This is a genomic window from Methylocystis sp. SC2 (assembly GCF_000304315.1).
Taxonomy (GTDB): Bacteria; Pseudomonadota; Alphaproteobacteria; order Rhizobiales; family Beijerinckiaceae; genus Methylocystis.
The window spans coordinates 2,317,909-2,335,359 of record NC_018485.1; the positions used below are offsets into that span (position 1 = coordinate 2,317,909).

Annotated in this window: 14 protein-coding genes; 11 read left to right on the plus strand and 3 right to left on the minus strand. The window is 63.1% G+C overall.

The window, feature by feature from the left end; genetic code table 11:
• Window positions 1-91: 91 nt before the first annotated feature.
• Window positions 92-892: an exodeoxyribonuclease III gene (gene xth / locus BN69_RS11235; protein ID WP_014891732.1), complete on the plus strand. Its 801-nt coding sequence runs from the start codon at window positions 92-94 to the stop codon at window positions 890-892.
• Here xth and BN69_RS11240 read toward each other — a convergent pair.
• Entirely contained in the window at window positions 871-1,686 is an 816-nt protein-coding gene (locus BN69_RS11240; protein WP_014891733.1) for a sulfite exporter TauE/SafE family protein, read from the minus strand. The two genes, xth and BN69_RS11240, sit on opposite strands and share 22 nt — an antisense overlap.
• Window positions 1,687-1,816: 130 nt before the next feature.
• On the opposite strand from BN69_RS11240, the gene BN69_RS11245 reads away from it, so the two are divergent.
• Window positions 1,817-2,704 (plus strand): MBL fold metallo-hydrolase, encoded by an 888-nt coding sequence (locus BN69_RS11245; protein ID WP_014891734.1) that lies wholly within the window; start codon window positions 1,817-1,819, stop codon window positions 2,702-2,704.
• Between the two features lie 10 nt (window positions 2,705-2,714).
• Here BN69_RS11245 and BN69_RS11250 read toward each other — a convergent pair whose 3' ends face one another.
• Window positions 2,715-3,737, minus strand: a complete 1,023-nt coding sequence (locus BN69_RS11250; RefSeq protein ID WP_014891735.1) for a tetratricopeptide repeat protein — start codon at window positions 3,735-3,737, stop codon at window positions 2,715-2,717.
• A gap of 258 nt (window positions 3,738-3,995) precedes the next feature.
• Here BN69_RS11250 and BN69_RS11255 point away from each other — a divergent pair, with 258 nt between their 5' ends.
• From BN69_RS11255 to metH, 7 genes are all read left to right on the plus strand, one after another.
• Window positions 3,996-4,373, plus strand: a complete 378-nt coding sequence (locus BN69_RS11255; protein WP_014891736.1) for a c-type cytochrome — start codon at window positions 3,996-3,998, stop codon at window positions 4,371-4,373.
• A gap of 159 nt (window positions 4,374-4,532) precedes the next feature.
• A complete protein-coding gene (queE, locus tag BN69_RS11260; RefSeq protein WP_014891737.1) occupies window positions 4,533-5,165 on the plus strand; it encodes a 7-carboxy-7-deazaguanine synthase in 633 nt (210 codons plus the stop codon).
• A 3-nt stretch (window positions 5,166-5,168) separates the two neighbouring features.
• The gene (locus BN69_RS11265) at window positions 5,169-5,543 is read left to right on the plus strand and encodes a 6-pyruvoyl trahydropterin synthase family protein (RefSeq protein WP_014891738.1); all 375 of its coding nucleotides are present in this window, start codon (window positions 5,169-5,171) and stop codon (window positions 5,541-5,543) included.
• A gap of 174 nt (window positions 5,544-5,717) precedes the next feature.
• Window positions 5,718-7,679 (plus strand): acyl CoA:acetate/3-ketoacid CoA transferase, encoded by a 1,962-nt coding sequence (locus BN69_RS11270; RefSeq protein ID WP_014891739.1) that lies wholly within the window; start codon window positions 5,718-5,720, stop codon window positions 7,677-7,679.
• Window positions 7,680-8,301: 622 nt separating this feature from the next.
• Window positions 8,302-9,312, plus strand: coding sequence for an ArsR/SmtB family transcription factor (locus tag BN69_RS11275; RefSeq protein WP_014891740.1), 1,011 nt, complete (start codon window positions 8,302-8,304; stop codon window positions 9,310-9,312).
• Entirely contained in the window at window positions 9,312-10,211 is a 900-nt protein-coding gene (gene metF / locus BN69_RS11280) for a methylenetetrahydrofolate reductase [NAD(P)H] (RefSeq protein ID WP_014891741.1), read from the plus strand. The genes BN69_RS11275 and metF overlap by 1 nt, the downstream gene beginning before the upstream one ends.
• Window positions 10,208-13,930, plus strand: coding sequence for a methionine synthase (metH, locus tag BN69_RS11285; RefSeq protein ID WP_014891742.1), 3,723 nt, complete (start codon window positions 10,208-10,210; stop codon window positions 13,928-13,930). Before metF ends, metH begins: the two co-directional genes overlap by 4 nt.
• A gap of 278 nt (window positions 13,931-14,208) precedes the next feature.
• Here the strand turns inward: metH and BN69_RS11290 are convergent, their stop codons facing one another.
• Window positions 14,209-15,252, minus strand: a complete 1,044-nt coding sequence (locus BN69_RS11290; protein WP_014889743.1) for an IS110 family RNA-guided transposase — start codon at window positions 15,250-15,252, stop codon at window positions 14,209-14,211.
• A 210-nt stretch (window positions 15,253-15,462) separates the two neighbouring features.
• Here BN69_RS11290 and BN69_RS11295 point away from each other — a divergent pair, with 210 nt between their 5' ends.
• Together BN69_RS11295 and BN69_RS11300 are read left to right on the plus strand one after the other, a co-directional pair.
• Window positions 15,463-15,924: a DUF1810 domain-containing protein gene (locus BN69_RS11295; RefSeq protein WP_014891743.1), complete on the plus strand. Its 462-nt coding sequence runs from the start codon at window positions 15,463-15,465 to the stop codon at window positions 15,922-15,924.
• A 5-nt stretch (window positions 15,925-15,929) separates the two neighbouring features.
• A complete protein-coding gene (locus BN69_RS11300; protein WP_148277096.1) occupies window positions 15,930-17,357 on the plus strand; it encodes a multicopper oxidase family protein in 1,428 nt (475 codons plus the stop codon).
• Window positions 17,358-17,451: the final 94 nt, after the last annotated feature.

Below are 17,451 nucleotides of genomic sequence, written 5' to 3' on the forward strand. Positions count from 1 at the left end.
CTCGCGAAAAAGTGGACGCCGGTTTTCGCGCAAAGCGCGCTCTACATTTATGTGAACGATCACGTCATCTGGATTTGGGCGATCCAGCGTGATGCAGGAGCCGACGGTGCGCATCGCGACTTGGAACGTCAATTCCGTCAGGCAGCGCCTTGCGCCGCTTCTCGCCTTTCTACGCGAGGCCGCGCCGGACGCGCTCTGCCTGCAGGAAACGAAGTGCGAGGATCACGTTTTTCCGCGCCTCGAAATCGAAGACGTAGGATATAACGTCGCTGTCCACGGGCAGAAGGGATTCAACGGCGTCGCGATCCTTTCCAAATCGCCGCTTCAGGACGTCACGCCCGGTCTGCCGGGCTTCGACGGCGAGGCACAGTCGCGCTACATCGAAGCGGTCGTCGAAGACGGCGCCGGCGGCGTCATGCGAATCGCCTCGATCTATGCGCCGAACGGCAATCCGCCGCACACGCAGAAATATCTCTACAAACTCGCCTTCATGGAGACGCTGACGCGCCACGCGGAGGCGCTGCTTGGGCTCGAAGAGCCGACGGTTCTCGCCGGCGACTACAATGTCATTCCGGAGGCGCGCGACGTCTATGAGGCGTCGGCCTGGATTGGCGACGCATTATTCCTGCCGCAGACGCGGGCCGCCTATCAGCGCCTGATCAATCTCGGCTATGCGGACGCTCTTCGAGCCACGTCGGATGAAGGCGGGCTCTATACGTTCTGGGACTATCAGGCTGGCGCCTGGCAGAAGAACAAGGGGCTTCGCATCGACCATCTTCTGCTCTCGCCGCAAGCGTCTGATCGGCTGGCGCGGGTGGAGATCGTCAAATCGATGCGGGCCGGCGAAAAACCTTCCGATCACGTCGCGATCTACGCCGATTTCGCCGCGTGATCGAGTAGCCCGAGCGCGCCGCCGCTGCGCCAGAGCACATAAAGCGCCACAGCGAAGATCACCGTCGCAAAGACGGCGCTCAGCGCCCCGCGCATCTTCGACAGATGTCGCGCCGCCGCGGCGCCGATCAGCCCGCCAAACGCGCCGCCGAGCACGAGCGTCGCGGCAAGCTCCCAGTCGACGAGGTCCGAAAAGGCGTAGTTGGCCGCCGTCGTCACCGCGAAGGCGGCGACGGCGACGAGCGACGAACCGATGGCGTTCAGGATCGGCATGTCGGACGCAAACATCAGCCCCGGCACGATAAGGAAGCCGCCGCCGATGCCGAAGAAGCCCGAAAGCGCGCCGGCCGTAAGGCCGGCGCCGACGAGCCGCGGGAAATTCTCGCGGTTGAGCCTGACGCCTGGATAGCCCAGCGCACCCCGGCGCCGGAGCATCAGATAGGATACGACGACCATCAGCAGCGCGAACAGCGCCAGCAGCTTCTCGCCGTCGATGATCTTGCCGAGCGTCGATCCGCCGAATGCGCCAGCGACCCCGAACACCGCGAAGACGGAGGCGCAGCGCCATTTGATGGTCCGTGCGCGCGCATGATTGGCGAGACTCATCAGCGCATTGACCGCGACCGCCGCGGCGCTTGAGCCGATCGCGACATGCGGATTGGGCACGCCGACGAGATAGACGAGAAGCGGCACGGCCAGCACCGAGCCGCCGCCGCCGACGAGACTCAAGGTGAAGCCGACGAGTCCGCCGGAAATCAGACCCAGCACGGCGTCCAGAGGAAGAGCCGTCAGCATGTCGCTCCTCGCGCGTATAATATTAGCTATTGCTTATTTAGCTATAACGCATATATCTGACGGCGCAAGCAGGAAAAGGCGAAAGCACGAAGGAAGAGAAGTGCTTGAGCGCTGCAAGAAGGAGAGATCGATGCCGCAGGCGCCGTCCGTCAGGGCCTTCTTTGACGAGCCCACCAACACGATCAGCTATATCGTCAGCGACCCCGTCACGAAGCGGGCGGCGATCGTCGATCCCGTGCTCGATTATGACCCGGCGAGCGGCGTCGCCGATTCGCATTCCATCGACGCCATCCTCGCCGAGGCGGCGCGGGAAGGATTAACGATCGATTGGGTTCTCGAAACTCATGCGCATGCCGATCATCTCTCCGCGGCCCAGATCGTCAAGGCGGCGACGGGCGCGAAGATCGGGATCGGCGAACATATCGACAAGGTCCAAGCGATCTTCAAGCCGGTGTTCGGGGCTGAGGACGTCAAGGCTGACGGCGGCTGCTTCGACCACCTGTTCAAGGACGGCGAGCGGTTCAGAATCGGCGAACTCGATGGCGAAACGATCTACACGCCCGGTCACACGCCGGCCGACGTCGCCTATAAGATCGGCGACGCGGTGTTTGTCGGCGACACGCTGTTCATGCCCGATTATGGGACGGCGCGCGCGGATTTCCCGGGCGGCGACGCGCATGCGCTTTACCAGTCGATCCGCCGCATTCTTTCGCTGCCCCCGCAGACGCGGCTCTTCATGTGTCACGACTACAAGGCGCCGGGACGAGAATCCTACGCCTGGGAGACGACGGTCGCCGAGCAGCGCGCCAAGAACGTGCAGATCAAGGACGGCGTCAGCGAGGAGGACTTCGTGGCCGGGCGACGGAAGCGGGATCAGGAGCTTGCCGCGCCGCGGCTGCTGCTGCCGTCGATTCAGGTGAACATTCGCGCCGGCAAGTTTCCGCCGCCGCGCGGGGATGGCGCGCGCTTCCTGAGCATTCCGGTGAAGTTCAAAGGCGCTGCGGCCCAAGCCGGCTGAACGTTGAACGTCAGTTGCGTTCGCGCAGATAGCCTTCGAGCATGGTGACGGCCGCGCTACGGTCGGCGTCGCTGGCGGCGTTCAGCGCTTCGGCGTGCAAATCCGCGATCCATTGGTCGCGGCTCGCGCCGCCGGCTGCGTCGCGCGCCAGCGTCAGAAACATGAGTCCGCGCGCGCGTTCGGGTTCGCCGCTCGCTTCGCCGGTGAACATCATCCGGCCGAGCATCGCCTGCGCCTGCGGATGGCCCTTGCGCGCCGCGAGCTCCAGCCAATTCGCGGCCTGGCGGACGTTCTTCTTCACGCCGGTCCCTTCGAGATACATGCGCGCCAGATTGTACTGCGCGTCGGCGTTGCTGAAATACGTCGCCGCATAACGGAACAGATCAAACGCGCGATCGAGATCGGGCTTGATCTTTGCGCCTGGAACGCCGTCACGCAGATAAACGCCCACGGCGACGAAGGCGCTTGCCGCCATCGACCGTTCGCGCGGGTCCGGCTCGTCGTCGGCGTAGTGGTCGACGATTTGCGCGAAATATTCATAGGCCTTGGCGTCGTCGCGAACGACGCCGTCGCCTTCGGCGTACATGCGGCCAAGCTTCCATTTGGCTAGCGGCTCGCCGCCCTCGGCGGCGTAGCGCAGCGCGGCGATGGAGGTCGCGGCGTCGCCGGCATGGTAGCTTTCGAGTCCGGCGCGCAGCGCAGCGCGCGGATCCTTGAACATCGGCAAAGGCTGCGAATCGGCTCTGGCGTCCGTTCGAGGCGCGTCCAGAGCGGGCGCCGGCGCGACAAAAGCCGTCAGCAGCATGCCAAGGCTCGTCGCGAAAAGGCACAGCGGCAATGCCGCGCGCTTTTTGCGCCTAGAGGCTGAAATCACGCCCGTATGAACGCTTCCGACCATAATGTTCCGACTTTCCTCACCCCAGAAGACGCCCGACGTCTTTAAGGCCATACGCCAGCCGTCACCGCTGATCAGCGAGAAGGAAAGAAGGAACCTGCGGCCGAAAAGGAAATCTTTCGGCGCCTGTCTCCGCATCTCGAATGAGCTTGTGACCCGATCACCTTAGCTCAGCTTTTGTGTCTGAAAAGGGGCTGGCGCAGCGACAATCGTGAGCAAAATGCTAATCCGCCATACTGTTGCAATCAGATCACATGACTGTTGCAAAAATGCAGCAGCGCCTCGAGGCGGCGCGTCGTCCTGACGCAAGCTCGCAGCGGCGGCGCCGATACCCAGCGGGCCGCGCTTGTGCTTTCATATGAAGCGAATCGACGGCTCCCCGCTCAAGGAAACCACATGCAGCTTCGACGCCTTTTGCTCGCTACGGCCCTCGTCGGCGGGAGCGCCGCTTTCGCAACCTTGGCGCTTGCGGCGGGCGACGCCCAGCGCGGCGCGACCGTCGCGAAGCGCTGGTGCGCGTCCTGCCATGTGGTGACGTCGGATCAGACCAGCGCCTCGGCCGACGCGCCGTCCTTCTTCGATATCGCCCAGCGCCGAACCGACAGGAAGAAGCTCGGCCATTTCCTGATGGATCCGCATCCGCCGATGCCCGACATGCATCTCTCGCGCAGGGAGATCGATGACATCGTCTCCTATATCCGCAGCCTCGACCCGCGCCCGCAGCCGCCGTCCGAGCCCGATGGCAAGGACAAGGAGCTTCCCAAGAACGGGTAAGCGTCTTGCCTCGCTTTACGTCGCGCGGCGTCCGCGTTAGAGCGGGGCTCGCAAAAAAGAAGCCGGCTCTTCGCGTAAAGCGCGCGCTAGAACTTTGAGATCGATCACGTTACTGCATTGGGCGATTTCGCCCAAATGCAGCGTGATCTAGAGCGGGCAATGGCCTACATCGTCAAGGAAGCCTTCAAGACCCTGCAGGGCGAAGGCGTTAACGCGGGCCGCGCCGCGGTCTTCTGCCGTTTCGCCGGCTGCAATCTGTGGAGCGGGCGCGAAGCGGATCGCGCCGGCGCGCAATGCCAGTTTTGCGATACCGACTTCGTCGGCTTCGAGGGCGAGGGCGGGGGAAAGTTCCCGGACGCCGCGGCGCTTGCCGGCCATTTGGCGGGGCTGTGGGGGGAGGGCCGCGAGCGGCGCTTCACGGTGCTGACCGGCGGCGAGCCGATGCTGCAGATCGACGAGGCTTTGGTCGCGGCGCTGCATGGGCAGGGTTTTGAGATCGCGATCGAGACGAACGGCACGCTGCCCGTCCTCCCGGAGATCGACTGGATCTGCGTGTCGCCCAAGGCCGGCGCGTCGCTGGTCCAGACGCGCGGCGCGGAATTGAAGCTGGTCTTCCCGCAGCAAGGGGTCGACCCCGCCGCCTATGAGCGCCTCGACTTCGAGCATTTTCTGCTGCAGCCCATGGACGGGCCGGACGTTTCGCGCAATACGGATGCCGCGGTCAGCTACTGCCTTACGCATCCGCGCTGGCGTCTATCCGTGCAAACCCACAAGGCCATCGGGGTGAAGTGAGAAGTGTCGACGTTCGAAGTCTTCCGCGAATTCTATTTCGAGGCGGCGCACGCGCTTTACGACCCCGAAGCGCCGGAGGGCGGCAAATACCGCAATCTGCACGGCCATTCCTTTCGCGTGCGCGTCACCCTGCGGGGCGAGCCCACGCTCGAGGAGCAATGGGTGATGGACCTCGGCAAGCTTGGCCGCAGGCTCGCCGAGCTGCGCGAACGTCTCGATCATTCCTTTCTCAACGATCTCGAAGGGCTTGGAAAGCCGACGCTGGAAAATCTCTGCGCCTATGTCTGGCGCGACCTCGCGCCCGACCTGCCAGGCCTCGCCGAGGTCGGAATCTTTCGCGACAGCTGTTTCGAGGGCTGCGTCTATAGAGGGGACTGACGGCCAATCTCCCGCCCGCGGGCGAGGTTGCGGCCCGTCTGCGGCGCATCGCCGCTATTGCGCGAGGGCGACGCGGTCTCTACGGTTGAGCGCTCGTTTTGAGCAAAACGCCCACCAGAGCGGCGACGTCAACGGTCCGCAACCAAGAGTGGGGAGCGAGGGAACCCTGAGGACATGGCGAACAATAAGGTCATTACCGCCGACGAGGCGATTGCGCTCATTCGCGACAATGACGTCGTAACCACCACCGGCTTCGTCCAGAGCTGCATTCCGGAAGCCCTGCACGCCGCTTTGGAGAAGCGCTTCGTCGAGAGCCAACATCCGCGCGACCTCACGCTGATCATGACGGCCGGCGCCGGCGACTCCAAGGGTCTCGGCACGGGACGTTTCCATCATGAAGGTCTGCTGCGCCGGGTGATCGCCGCCAATTTCGGCCGCATGCCGAAGGTCGCCCAGGCGGCGCAGGAGAACAAGATCTGCGGCTATAATCTCCCGCAGGGCGTCATTTCGCAGCTCTACCGCGCCTGCGCCGCCGGCCAGCCGGGCCTCTTCTCCAAAGTCGGCCTCTACACCTATGTCGATCCGCGCTTTGGCGGCGGCAAGGTGAACGACCGCACCAAAGAGGACATGGTCAAATACCATAACATCCAAGGCGAAGAGTGGCTGTTCTATATCGCCACCAAGATCGACGTCGCCTTCATTCGCGGCACCTCGGCCGACCCTTCCGGCAATATTTCGATGGAGCGCGAAGCGCTCGTGCTCGACAATCTCGCGCAGGCGATGGCCGCCCATAACAATGGCGGGCTCGTCATCGCCCAGGTCGAGCGCATCGTCGAACAGGGGTCGATCAAACCGAAGGACGTGCATGTGCCCGGCATTCTGGTCTCGGCGGTCGTCATCGCCGATCCGCCGGAAATGCACCGGATGAACTATGGCGTGATCCATAATCCGGCGCTTTCCGGCGAAATCCGCGTGCCGGTCGAGAAATTCGCCAAAATGCCGCTCGACGAGCGCAAGGTCATCGCCCGGCGCGCCAGCTTCGAGCTGCCGCCGAACGGCGTCGTCAATCTTGGCGTCGGCGCGCCGGAAGGCATCGCCGCCGTCGCCAACGAAGAAAAGATGACGCCCTACATCACGCTGACGACGGAAGCCGGCGCGATTGGCGGCGTGCTCGCCGCCGGCTCGAGCTTCGGCGCCGCGACCAACGCCGACGCGATCATCCAGCAGAACCAGCAGTTCGACTTCTATGACGGCGGCGGTCTCGACATGACCTGCCTCGGCATGGCCGAGTGCGACCTGCAGGGCAATGTCAACACGTCGAAATTCGGCGGACGCCTCAACGGCTGCGGCGGCTTCATCAACATCAGCCAGAACGCGCGACTCGTCGTTTACGCCGGCACCTTCACCAATGGCGGGCTGCGCGTCGAGATCGCCGACGGCAAGGTGAACATCCTGCAGGAAGGCAGGAACAAGAAGTTCCTCAACGCCGTCGAGCAGATCACCTTCTCCGGCAAATTCGCGCAAAAGCGCAAGCAGCCGGTCTATTACGTGACCGAGCGCTGCGTGTTCAAACTCGTCGACAAGGGGCTTGAACTGATCGAGGTCGCGCCGGGGATCGATATCGACAAGGACATCCTGGCGCATATGGATTTCAAGCCGATCGTCGAACATCCGGAATTGATGGACAAGCGCATCTTCATCGACGAGCCGATGGGGCTGCTCAATGACCTCATCAATCTCAACATGTCGGATCGCGTCACTTACGACGCCGACCGCAACATCCTCTTCGTCAATCTCGAGGGCTGGCACGCGCGCACCAAGAAGGACATCGACGATCTGCGCAAGACTTTGATCCAGGCGTCCGAAAAGGTCGGCAAGCGCGTCAACTCCGTCGTCAATCACGACGGCTGGAAGATCAATGAGGCGCTTTACGACGATTACGCCGAAATGATCGATGATATGAGCCAGCATTATTATCTGACGACGACCCGCTATGCGACGAGCGCCTTCGCGCGCCTGAAGATGAAGGAGGCGCTGTCCAAGCGCGGTCTGCAGCCGCATGTGTTCGAGCGGCGCGAGGCTGCCGAGAGCTTCCTCGAAGTCGTCGGCAAGGAAGAAGAAAAGGCGCCGGCCTAGAGCGCTTCCCGATCGCCTGGATTCATGTGATCGACAGAGAATCGCTCAAAATCAAAACGTTGGAGCAGGTTCGCATCGAAAAAGTCTGTCAACTTTTTCGGAACCGGCTCTGAGCCGGCCAGTTTCTGACTTTAGCTGCTGAAAAATAAACAGGCCCCGTGGCGTAAGCTCACGGGGCCCTTTGCTTCGCTTGGAAGCTAGTCTGGATTGTCCAGTCCATGATCGGGCGCCCGATGCTTGGCCTTTGCGTGCGGCCGCCCGCAAGATTGTCGATGTGTCTCAGAGGATGGACGGATCAAGCAGCTGCTCCTGATCGCCCAGTGACCGGAACCAAACGCCGGTCAATTGGTCTGACCCGGTGGCGTCATGCTCCTCTCGCAACGCTGTTGCTCGGTTCGGCCCATCAACAGGGGATTTCTGGGCCTATCCTGGATCGCGTTCGCATCGAGGTCCCGCCCGAGCGAGCCTGCCGATCATGCTGTCGGATCGACAGGTGCGATACAACAAAAGATGAACCTGGTTTGGGATTCGGTCAAGAACATTCCGTCGTCCAAAACGGCGAGCGTGGTTGCGTCCGACAAATTTGACGTATATAGATATCTTTATGTCTAACGTAGAACTCATGAAGTCCGTCGCCAAATTGGCCCTCGACCCGACGCTCGCGGCGCTGAACGCCGCCGGAGAGGAGACGCGCCTGCGTCTTCTGGCGTTGCTCGCCCAGTCGGAGCTGACGGTGAGCGAGGTCGTGGCGATCCTGGGCCAGTCCCAGCCGCGCGTCTCGCGCCATCTCAAGCTCCTCGTCGAAGCGGGCCTCGTCGAGCGTCGCCGCGAAGGCGCCTGGGCCTTTTTCCGTCTGTCGCCGGCCGGCCCGGCGGGCGCCCTCGCGCGCGCCATCGTCGGATGGCTCGAGGCTGACGACGCGCTTCTTGCCGGCGATCGCGCGAGACTCGCCCAGGTGCGTCAGGCGCGCGCCGAAAACGCCGCGCGCTATTTCGCCGCGCATGCCGAGGAGTGGGACCGCATTCGCGCGCTGCACGTCCCCGAGGAGAGCGTCGAGGAGGCGATGCGCGAGGTCGTGGGCGAGAGACCGGTGCGCAATCTGCTCGATCTCGGGGCCGGCGCCGGACGGATGCTGGAGCTTTTCGCGCCCCAGGCGGAGCGCGCCGTCGGCGTCGATCTTTCCTCCGCCATGCTCGGCGTCGCGCGCGGCCGTCTCGAAGAGACCGGCTTCGATAATGTGCAGCTGCGCCAGGGCGACATCTACGCGCTGCCGATCGAGCGCAACTCCATCGACCTCGCGATCATGCATCAGGTTCTGCACTTTCTGGACGATCCGGGCCGCGCCCTGCGCGAGGCGGCGCGGGTGCTCGCGCCCGGCGGCCGGCTGCTCGTCGTCGACTTCGCGCCGCATCAGGAAGAGACGCTGCGCGACACGCACGCGCATCGCCGCCTCGGCTTTTCCGACGCTGAAATCACGGGACTGCTCGCGCAGGCGGGCCTCGACATTGTTCAGCGCCGGCAACTGGCGCCCGACCCTAGCGAAGGCGCAAAGCTCACCGTCTCCTTGTGGCTGGCGCGCGATCCGCGCGTCATCGCCGATCCCATTCCCACAGCATCTTATGAGACAGCCTGATGTTTAACGCTCTTCATCCCACGGCGTCGCCCAACCAATTTGCGATCTCCTATGAATTCTTTCCGCCCAAGACGCCGGAGATGGAGACGCAACTCTGGCAGACGATCAATCGGCTGGCGGCGCTCAAACCGCATTTCGTCTCCGTCACCTATGGCGCCGGCGGCACCACCCGCGAGCGCACCCATTCGATCGTCGCGCGCATCGTGCGCGAGACCGAAATGAAGCCCGCCGCGCATCTCACCTGCGTCTCCGCCGCGCGCGAAGACGTCGACGCGATCCTGCGCGACTATTGGGACGCCGGCGTTCGCCATATCGTGGCGCTGCGCGGCGATCCGCCGACAGGCGTCGGCTCGCATTTTGAGGCGCATCCGAGAGGCTACGCCAATTCGACCGATCTCGTGCGCGGCATTCGCCGCATCGGCGATTTTGAGATTTCCGTGTCGACCTATCCCGAAGGCCATCCGGAAAGCGCCTCGATCGAACAGGATCTCGACGCGCTTCAGGCGAAGGTGGACGCGGGCGCGACGCGCGCCATCACGCAGTTCTTCTTCGACAATGACGTCTACTTCAAATTTCTCGACAAGGCGCGCGGGCGCGGAATAACGATTCCAATCGTTCCCGGCATCATGCCGATCCGCAATTTCAAACAGGTCGCGGGTTTTGCGCAAAAGGCCGGAGCGAGCGTGCCGCGCTGGCTCGCCGAGCGCTTCGACGGACTGGACGAGGACCCGGAGACGCGCGCGCTTATCGCCGCCACGACGGCCGTCGAGCAGGTGATGAGCCTGGCGCGCGCCGGCGTCAATGAATTCCACTTCTACACCAATAATCGCGCCGACCTGGTCTTCGCCATTTGCCATTTGCTTGGCGTGCGTCCCGTTCGTGAAAGGGCCATCGCATGATTTTCGACAAAGCTTACGGCCCAAAAATTCTCCAGACTTTGGAAGAGGCCGCGTCGCGCCGCATTCTCATTCTCGACGGCGCCATGGGCACGATGATCCAGCGCCACAAATTCGAGGAAGCGGATTTCCGCGGCGCGCGCTTCGCGGATCACGCCAAGGACCTGCGCGGCAACAACGACCTGCTGACGCTGACGCAGCCGGACGCGATCAAGGCGATCCATGTCGCCTATCTCGACGCCGGCGCCGACATCATCGAGACCAACACGTTTTCGTCGACGACCATCGCTCAGGCCGATTACGGGCTGGAACATCTCGCTTTCGAGCTCAATTGCGCGGGCGCGCGGCTGGCGCGCGCAGCCGCCGACGAAGTCGCGGCGAAGACCGGCGTGCGCCGTTTCGTCGCCGGTTCGCTTGGCCCGACCAATCGCACCGCGTCGATCTCGCCCGACGTGTCGAACCCAGGCTTTCGCGCCGTCACCTTCGACGAATTGCGCGCCGCCTATAAGGAAGCGGCGCTCGGCCTCATCGAAGGCGGCGCCGACATTCTGCTCGTCGAAACCGTCTTCGACACGCTGAACGCCAAGGCGGCGCTCTATGCGCTCGAAGACGCGTTCGACGAGGTTGGAACGCGTTTTCCGATCATGATTTCAGGCACGATCACCGATCTTTCGGGTAGAACGCTCTCCGGCCAGACGGCGGTCGCCTTCTGGAATTCGCTCGCCCACGCCAAGCCGTTTTCGATCGGCTTCAACTGCGCGCTCGGGGCCCGCGAGATGCGTCAGCACATCGCCGAGATCGGCCGCGTCGCCGACACGCGCGTCTGCGCCTTCCCCAACGCCGGCCTCCCCAATGAATTCGGGCTCTATGACGAAAGCCCCGAATATATGGCGGAGCTCGTCGGCGAATTCGCGACCGCCGGTCTCGTCAATGTGCTTGGCGGCTGCTGCGGCACGACGCCGGACCATATCGCGGCGATCGCCGGCGCGGTGAAAGGCGTCGCGCCGCGCGCGATTCCGACGATCGAGCCGATGCTGCGGCTTTCCGGATTGGAGCCCTTCGCGCTGACCAAGGACATTCCCTTCGTCAATGTCGGCGAGCGCACCAATGTCACGGGGTCGGCGAAGTTTCGCAAGCTCATCACCAATGGCGACTATGCCGCGGCGCTGGACGTCGCGCGCGATCAGGTGGCGAACGGCGCGCAGGTCATCGACGTCAATATGGACGAAGGCCTGCTCGATTCCGAACGCGCCATGGTGGAATTCCTCAACCTCGTCGCCGCCGAGCCCGACATCGCCCGCGTGCCGGTGATGGTCGACTCCTCCAAATTCGCCGTGATTGAAGCCGGCCTGAAATGTCTGCAGGGCAAGGGGATCGTCAATTCGATTTCGATGAAGGAGGGCGAAGAGAAATTCATCGCCGACGCGCAAAGGGTGCGCCGTTATGGCGCCGCCGTCGTCGTGATGGCCTTCGATGAACAGGGCCAGGCCGACACGCTCAAGCGCAAGACCGAGATATGTACGCGGGCCTATAAAATCCTGACCGAGATCGTCGGTTTTCCGCCCCAGGACATCATCTTCGATCCTAATATTTTTGCGGTCGCGACCGGCATCGAGGAGCATGAAAACTACGGCGTCGATTTCATCGAAGCCGCGCGGGTCATCAAGCGCGATCTGCCGCATGCGCATGTGTCTGGAGGCGTGTCGAACCTGTCCTTCTCGTTCCGCGGCAACGAACCCGTGCGCGAAGCGATGCATTCGGTGTTCCTCTATCACGCCATTCAGGCGGGGATGGACATGGGCATCGTCAACGCCGGTCAGCTTGCGGTCTATGGCGAGATTGATCCCGAGCTGCGCGAATTATGCGAAGACGTGGTCTTGAACCGCCGCAAGGAGTCCACCGAGCGCCTCGTCGAACTCGCCGAGAAATTCAAGGGCGCGGCTGGCAAAACTCAGGAAAAGGACGCCGCCTGGCGCGACAACACCGTCGAGAAGCGTCTCGAATATGCGCTGGTCAACGGCGTCACCGATTACGTCGAAACGGATGTGGAGGAAGCGCGTCAGCGCTCCACGCGCCCGCTCGACGTGATCGAAGGCCCGCTGATGACGGGCATGAATGTCGTCGGCGATCTCTTTGGCGCGGGCAAGATGTTCCTGCCTCAGGTGGTCAAATCGGCGCGCGTGATGAAACAGGCGGTGGCCTATCTCATGCCCTTCATGGAGGCCGACAAGAGCGAACGCTCCACCGCCGGCAAAATCCTGCTGGCGACGGTGAAGGGCGACGTTCACGACATCGGCAAGAATATCGTCGGCGTCGTGCTCGGCTGCAACAATTTCGAGGTGATCGACCTTGGCGTCATGACGCCCTGCGCGAAGATTCTCGAAGTCGCCAAGAAGGAAAAGGTCGATCTCATCGGTCTTTCCGGGCTCATCACGCCCTCGCTCGATGAGATGTGCTTCGTCGCCTCCGAACTCGAGCGGGAAGGTCTCGAAACGCCGCTGCTTATCGGCGGCGCGACGACGAGCCGCGTGCATACGGCGGTGAAGATCAGTCCCAATTATCGTCGCGGCCAGGCCGTCTATGTCACCGACGCCAGCCGCGCCGTTGGCGTCGCGCAGGCGCTCGTCTCCGAAAAGACCCGCCCTGACTATGTCGCTCAGACGCGCGCCGAATATGAGCGCCTCGCGGAGGCGCACGCCCGCGCGCAGGCCGACAAGCTGCGGACGCCGCTCGCGCAGGCGCGCGCCAACGCTTATAAGATCGACTGGGCGGCCTATGAGCCGCCGAAGCCTTCTTTCAGCGGCGCGCGGGCCTTTGCGAGCTATGACGTCGGCGAGCTTGTTCCCTACATCGACTGGACGCCGTTCTTCCAGACCTGGGAATTCAAGGGCCGCTATCCGTCGCTGCTCGACGATCCCGAGCGCGGCGAGGCGGCGCGCACGCTGTACGACGACGCCCGCGCCATGCTGAAGCGGATTGTCGAAGAGCGCTGGTTCACGCCGAAAGCCGTCATCGGCTTCTGGCCGGCGAATTCCATCGGCGACGACATCGCGCTCTACAACGGCGAGTCGCGCAATGAAAAGATCGCGACGCTGCACACCCTGCGCCAGCAATTGCAAAAGCGCGACGGCAAGGCCAATCTCGCGCTCGCCGATTTCATCGCACCCAAGGAAAGCGGCAAGGCGGACTATATCGGCGCCTTCGTCGTCACCGCCGGCGCGGAAGAAGAAAAGATCGCGGCGCGCTACGCCCGCGCCAATGACGACTATGGCTCGATCATGGTCAAGGCGCTCGCCGACCGCATCGCCGAAGCTTTCGCCGAACGCATGCATGAGCGCGTGCGCAGGGAATTTTGGGGCTATGCGCATGAAGAGAATTTCGCGCCCGAAGCGCTGCACGCCGAGCCTTACGCCGGCATTCGTCCGGCGCCCGGCTATCCGGCGCAGCCGGATCACACCGAAAAGGCGACGATCTTCGATCTGCTCAATGTCGAAAAGCGCACCGGCGTGAAGTTGACCGAAAGTTTCGCCATGACGCCGGCCGCTTCCGTCAGCGGACTCTATTTTGCGCATCCGAGCGCGCATTATTTCGGCGTCGCCAAGATCGAGCGCGATCAGATCGAGGATTACGCCCGCCGCAAGGGCATGGAGGCGCGCGAGGTCGAACGCTGGCTCGCGCCGATCTTGAACTACGCGCCCGTCGCCGCGGAAGCGGCGGAGTGATATCGAATCGATCGGCTTGTCATATGTGGACGGCCCCGCTTGGCAAGCGGTTTTTTGTCGGCGCGGTGAACCTGGTGGCGGGTTTCGGTCATATGTCCGGCCTTTTGGCGCGGCGCGTATGTCCGCTGGCCCTGATGAAGTTCGACTGCGAAGGCTCCTGATCATTCCCGCGAGCTTTGTGCACGTGACACGTAGCGGAGTGTCCTTCGTCGTCGTTTCCGACCCTGTCGTTCATCACGTCGATGTTTCGCCCTCGCCAAACTGGATGGTTCGAACGGTTACGCCATCGAGGGCTTCCCTGCGCGCGCCATGATCTGGGTTCGGAAGGCCTCGCCGGTCGTCATCATGGCCCAGATGATCCGCGCCAGCTTGTTGGCGAGCGCGAGGCTCACGAGCCGCGCCGGCTTCCTGGCCAGGAGGGCGACGAGCCAATCGCGCAGAACGCCGTTGCGTTTGCCGGCCACGCGCAACAGCGAGGTCGCGCCGAGCGTCAGCAGCTTGCGCAGATAGCGGTTGCCCTGCTTGGTGATGGCGCCGAGCTTTTCCTTGCCGCCGCTGGAGTTTTGCCTGGGCGTGAGGCCGAGCCAGGCGGCAAAGTCGCGCGCGGATTTGAAGACGCTGGGGTCCGGGACGCTGGCGACGATCGCCGTGGCGACGATCTTGCCGACGCCGGGGACGCCGGCGAGCAATTTGCTGATCTCGCTTTGCGCATGGACGTTGGCGATCTCTTTATCGAGCGCGACGATCGCGGCGCTGATCGCCTCCAGCTGCTGGACGAAAATCTTTACGGTCGCCTTGGCGATTTCTGGAAGCGTCGCGTCATTCTTGGCTTTTTCCAGCAGTTCGCCCGCATGGCCGACGCCCTTGGCGGCGACGACGCCAAACTCCGCGAGATGTCCGCGCAGCGCATTGACGCTCATGGTGCGCTGCTTGACCAGAAGCTCGCGCGTCTTGTGCAGCATCAAGCTCGCCTGGTTCTCGGCGCTTTTGATCGGCACGAAGCGCATGTCTGGCCGCGACACGGCCTCGCACACCGCCGCGGCGTCGACCGCGTCGTTCTTGCCGCGCTTGACATAGGGCTTGACGTAAATCGGCGGGATCAGGCGCACGTCATGGCCCATGGCGCGCAGTTCGCGTCCCCAATAATGCGCCGAGCCGCAGGCTTCCATGCCGATCAGGCAGGGCCCCGCCTCGGCGAAAAAAGCAAGAAAACCATCCCGCCGCAGCTTGCGCGTGACGGCCCGCCCATCCTCGCTCACCAGCGCGTGAACTTGAAAATACCGCTTGCCCAAATCAATCCCGATTCTGATAAACTTCTTCATGGACGGCCTCCCTCTCTGTGGCGCTCCGGCGACCACGTCTTGGCACTTTAGATGCCGTTGAGGCGGGGCCGTCCACCCCATCATTCCCGGCGGACCGGAGGTCCGACCGGGAATCCAGAGCCAGTTCAAGAATGCTGGTCTTGCTCTCGATTCCCGATCGCGCGCGCTGCGCGTCGGGAATGACAGCGGCGTTGATCAACGGATTTGGTCATGCCGGAGGCGTCGGGCGATCCTTACGATCTTAATCGCTTCGTTGAAGCGCAGGACTTGATCTATGCGCGAGCTGCGGCGGAACTCGCCGCCGGATGCAAGCGCAGTCATTGGATGTGGTTCGTCTTTCCGCAGATCGAAGGTCTCGGAAAGAGCGAGACAGCGCAGCGCTACGCCATCCGCTCGCTCGATGAAGCGCGCGCCTATCTCGATCATCCATTATTGGGCGTGCGGCTCAAGGAATGCATCGGCCTCGTCAATGAAGTCGAAGGCCGTAGCGCGCATGAGATTTTCGGTTCGCCCGATGATTTGAAGTTTCATTCGTCGATGACTCTGTTCGCGGCCGCCGCGCCGCAAGAGCCGCTCTTCGCTGACGCTTTGCGAAAATATTTCGATGGCCGGCGCGATCCCTTGACACTCGCAGCATTAAGCGGTTCGGGTGAGAACCTGTTGAACAGGTGACCGTCATGCTGTCACGTCGATCCGCCCTGCTCGGCGCCTTTTCCTCCTGCGTCGCCTTGCCTCATCGCTTGCGGGCGCAGCCGACTTCGGTCGGCCTGGGGGAAAAAACTGAAGCAGTTACAATCCTGCGCGTCGAGCGGCGCAACATTGAAGTGAACGGAAAAGCGGCGTCGACGCTCGGCATTCGTCAGCCCGACGGCGCGTCGGGCCTCGTGACGGAAGTGGGGCGGCGGTTCCGGGTTCGCGTCGACAATGGACTCGATACGCCGACTCTCATCCACTGGCATGGCATGGCGCCGCCTTGGCGCCAGGATGGCGTTCCGGGCGTTTCCGGGCCTCCGATCTCTCCCGGCGCCAGCGCCGAATACGACTTCCCGCTGCGCTTCGGGGGCACGTTCTGGATGCATTCGCACGAAGGTCTCCAAGAACAATCGCTCCTCGCAGCGCCGCTCATCATTCGCGACGAGCGCAACCCGCCGGGCCAGCAGGAAGCGACGATCATGCTGGCGGATTTCAGCTTCACGCCCGCCGCGCAAATTTACGCGGAGCTGCGGAACAAGCGCGCCATGCCTGGCCTTCAGTCCGAAATGCCGGAAATGGCGAACGCAGGGGAAGTTCTAAGGCCGGACCTGAACGACGTTACGTATGACGCATATCTCGCCAACGATCGTACGCTCGCGGACCCCGAAACAATCCGCGTGGAGCCAGGCGAACTGATTTTGCTGCGCATCATCAACAGTTCGTGCATGAGCGCATATCACGTCGATCTCGGCGCGCTGAGCGGCGATCTTATCGCCGTTGACGGATTCAGCGTGCGCCCAATCACGGGACGGCGCTTTCCGATCGCGGTCGCTCAGCGCCTCGATATCCTCGTCAATGTTCCGCGCGGTCCTGCCGCCTTTCCCGTGCTCGCGATTTTGGAAGGCGAGCGTCGACAGACCGGCGCGATCCTTGTTGCAGGGCGCGCTCCGGTAACCCGCATTCCGGAATTAGCGCCGACGCCATCGCCTGCGCTCACCCTCGACCTGGAAAGTCGGCTGCGCGCCACGAGGCCGCTCGCCAATCGCAAGCCGGACCGCATTCATCACATCGATCTGACCGGCGACATGACCGGATATCACTGGTCGATCAACGGCGTCGCCTGGAACAAGGACGTGCCGCCCCTGCCTGTTGCAGAGGGGGAGCGCGTCGAACTGGTGCTCAAGAACAGGACGCTCATGCCTCACCCGATGCATCTTCACGGGCACCAGTTCCAAGTGGTGGAGATCGACGGCGAGCGGTTTCCCGGCGCGGTGCGCGACACTGTGCTGGTGACGCCCCGGAAGCGCGTCGTCATCGCTTTCGACGCGAATAATCCCGGTTGGTGGGCGTTTCACTGTCATCTCCTTTACCACCAGGCGGCAGGCATGTTCGCCACGGTGCGCTATATATGACGCCGCCGATCCGAGCTAATCGCATCCGCGACGCTCGGCGCATGAATGACCCTCGCAAACTATGGATTCGCGACCCGGCGTGATCCCCCGCCGC

Excerpts from the sequence above, each read along its gene's own strand:
- metF (WP_014891741.1), top strand. The coding sequence starts at position 9,312 with ATGTTTAACGCTCTTCATCCCACGGCGTCGCCCAACCAATTTGCGATC.
- BN69_RS11275 (WP_014891740.1), top strand. The coding sequence starts at position 8,302 with ATGAAGTCCGTCGCCAAATTGGCCCTCGACCCGACGCTCGCGGCGCTG.
- queE (WP_014891737.1), top strand. The coding sequence starts at position 4,533 with ATGGCCTACATCGTCAAGGAAGCCTTCAAGACCCTGCAGGGCGAAGGC.
- BN69_RS11300 (WP_148277096.1), top strand. The coding sequence starts at position 15,930 with ATGCTGTCACGTCGATCCGCCCTGCTCGGCGCCTTTTCCTCCTGCGTC.
- BN69_RS11255 (WP_014891736.1), top strand. The coding sequence starts at position 3,996 with ATGCAGCTTCGACGCCTTTTGCTCGCTACGGCCCTCGTCGGCGGGAGC.
- xth (WP_014891732.1), top strand. The coding sequence starts at position 92 with ATGCAGGAGCCGACGGTGCGCATCGCGACTTGGAACGTCAATTCCGTC.
- metH (WP_014891742.1), top strand. The coding sequence starts at position 10,208 with ATGATTTTCGACAAAGCTTACGGCCCAAAAATTCTCCAGACTTTGGAA.
- BN69_RS11245 (WP_014891734.1), top strand. The coding sequence starts at position 1,817 with ATGCCGCAGGCGCCGTCCGTCAGGGCCTTCTTTGACGAGCCCACCAAC.
- BN69_RS11295 (WP_014891743.1), top strand. The coding sequence starts at position 15,463 with ATGCCGGAGGCGTCGGGCGATCCTTACGATCTTAATCGCTTCGTTGAA.
- BN69_RS11270 (WP_014891739.1), top strand. The coding sequence starts at position 5,718 with ATGGCGAACAATAAGGTCATTACCGCCGACGAGGCGATTGCGCTCATT.
- BN69_RS11240 (WP_014891733.1), bottom strand. The coding sequence starts at position 1,686 with ATGCTGACGGCTCTTCCTCTGGACGCCGTGCTGGGTCTGATTTCCGGC.
- BN69_RS11250 (WP_014891735.1), bottom strand. The coding sequence starts at position 3,737 with ATGCGGAGACAGGCGCCGAAAGATTTCCTTTTCGGCCGCAGGTTCCTT.
- BN69_RS11290 (WP_014889743.1), bottom strand. The coding sequence starts at position 15,252 with ATGAAGAAGTTTATCAGAATCGGGATTGATTTGGGCAAGCGGTATTTT.